This is a genomic window from Methylocucumis oryzae (genome assembly GCF_000963695.1).
In the GTDB taxonomy this organism is placed as follows: Bacteria; Pseudomonadota; Gammaproteobacteria; order Methylococcales; family Methylomonadaceae; genus Methylovulum; species Methylovulum oryzae.
On sequence record NZ_LAJX01000379.1, the window covers coordinates 1 to 2,068 of the forward strand.

Here is a 2,068-nt window from a genome sequence, read left to right on the forward strand (position 1 = left end):
ACCGCGTTATCGTTGGCGATGTCGCTGACTGGGTCACTGTCAGCGTTAACGTGCTGGTGGTGCTGAACTCGCCGTCGCTGACTGTGACGGTGATTTCAGGTACGGGGCCGTGATAGTCCGGCTCAGGCGTGAACGTGTAGTCGCCGTTGCTGTTCAGCGTGAACGTGCCGATGCCTGGAATCGTTGCGCTGTCACCTGGAGTGTAGTCTTCGCCGTTGACGCTAAAGCCAGTAACCGTGAGGTCGTCACCATCCGGGTCGCTGTCGTTGGCTAAAACGTTACCGGTTTGGATTTCATCTTCTGGACCGATGTTGCGGTCAGCGCTGGCCGTTGGCACATGGTTAACCGGGTTGACCACGATGTTGACGGTCGCGGTTTCGGTGATGCCATCGGGGCTAGTTACTGTGTAGCTGAAGCTGTCGTTGCCGGTGTAGCCTGGGGTTGGTGTGTACGTGACGGTGCCATCGGCATTGATCTCGACCGTGCCATGGCTTGGCGTGCTGGTGCTCGTGATCACCGGACTGCCTTCGAAGCTGTCGTTGGCCAATACATCGATAGTCACACTGCTGTCTTGGTCGAGCGTGACGTTGTCATCCGCGATGTCAACCACCGGTGTGACCGTCAGCGTTAACGTGCTGGTGGTGCTGAACTCGCCGTCGCTGACTGTGACGGTGATTTCAGGTACGGGGCCGTGATAGTCCGGCTCAGGCGTGAACGTGTAGTCGCCGTTGCTGTTCAGCGTGAACGTGCCGATGCCTGGAATCGTTGCGCTGTCACCTGGCGTGTAATTTTCACCGTTGACAGTAAAGCCGGTCACCGTCAGTTCGTCGCCATCCGGGTCGCTGTCGTTAGCTAAGACGTTGCCGGTTTGCACGTCATCTTCTAGGCCGATGCCCGTGTCATTGCTGGCCGTTGGCGCATGGTTAACCGGGTTGACCACGATGTTGACGGTCGCCGTTTCGGTGATGCCATCCGGGCTAGTCACTGTGTACGTGAAGCTGTCGTTGCCAGTGTAGCCTGGGTTCGGCGTGTACGTGACGGTGCCGTCGGCATTGATCTCGACCGTGCCGTGGCTCGGCGTGGTAACGTCGGTAATCACCGGGCTGCCTTCGAAGCTGTCGTTAGCCAATACATCGATAGTCACACTGCTGTCTTGGTTGAGCGTGACGTTGTCATCGGCGATGTCAACCACCGGTGTGACCGTCAGCGTTAACGTGCTGGTGGTGCTGAACTCGCCGTCGCTAACCGTGACGGTGATTTCAGGCACGGGGCCGTGATAGTCGGGCTCGGGCGTGAACGTGTAGTCGCCGTCGCTGTTCAGCGTGAACGTGCCGATACCAGGAATGCTTGCGCTGTCACCTGGCGTGTAATTTTCACCGTTGATAGTAAAGGCGGTGACGCTGAGTTCGTCGCCATCCGGGTCGCTGTCGTTGGCTAAGACGTTACCGGTTTGCACGTCATCTTCTAGGACGATGCCCGTGTCATTGCTGGCCGTTGGTGCATGGTTAACCGGGTTCACTGTGACGTTGACGGTGGCCGTTTCGATGATGCCATCCGGGCTTGCCACCGTGTACGTGAAGCTGTCGTTGCCAGTGTAGCCTGGGTTCGGTGTGTACGTGACGGTGCCATCGGCATTGATCTCGACCGTGCCGTGGCTCGGCGTGGTAACGTCGGTAATCACCGGGCTGCCTTCGAAGCTGTCGTTAGCCAATACGTCGATGATGACGGCCGTGTCTTCGTCGGTCACGGTGTTATCGTTGGCGATGTCGCTGACTGGGGTCACTGTCAGCGTTAACGTGCTGGTGGTGCTGAACTCGCCGTCGCTGACTGTGACGGTGATTTCAGGTACGGGGCCGTGATAGTCCGGCTCAGGCGTGAACGTGTAGTCGCCGTCGCTGTTCAGCGTGAACGTGCCGATACCAGGAATGCTTGCGCTGTCACCTGGCGTGTAATTTTCACCGTTGATAGTAAAGGCGGTGACGCTGAGTTCGTCGCCATCCGGGTCGCTGTCGTTGGCTAAGACGTTACCGGTTTGCACGTCATCTTCTAGGACGATGCCCGTGTCATT

General features: G+C 58.1%; 1 protein-coding gene. It reads right to left on the bottom strand.

The window, feature by feature from the left end:
- Positions 1-2,068, bottom strand: a 2,068-nt coding sequence (locus VZ94_RS21790) for an Ig-like domain-containing protein (protein ID WP_131655705.1), incomplete at both ends; no start/stop codon positions are given.